This window comes from Tamlana crocina (assembly GCF_012037625.1).
In genome coordinates, this window is the sequence record NZ_JAAVJS010000683.1 from 1 (window position 1) to 322 (window position 322).

Annotated in this window: 1 pseudogene; it reads right to left on the reverse strand. The window is 36.3% G+C overall.

The features are described from left to right. A pseudogene (locus HC176_RS19815) lies at positions 1-313 on the reverse strand (hypothetical protein); the annotation flags it as partial. Positions 314-322 lie beyond the last annotated feature (9 nt).

Sequence of the window (322 nt, forward strand, 5' to 3'; positions counted from 1 at the left end):
TAAGCTGTAAAAGATTGAGGAGTTTGTCACTTACTTCAGGAAAATGCCTGCCAATGATCTTCGATGCTTCAGCGTAATCAATTCCGCGGGAGATCTTAAAGAGTTTCAGTAGCGGATAAATAATAAATCTTCCGAAGAGAAATAATTCCACAGCAATAAAAGTCCAGAACAGGATACTGCGGCCCGTCGAATTAAGCCAAAGAAGATATTCTATAAATAACGTAATAAGAAAATACAACAGGCCAATAGCTATAAACAAGATAAAACCCTTTAAAAGTTCGTTCAAATAGAACTTCCTTATAAAAGCCTCCAGTTTATTGCG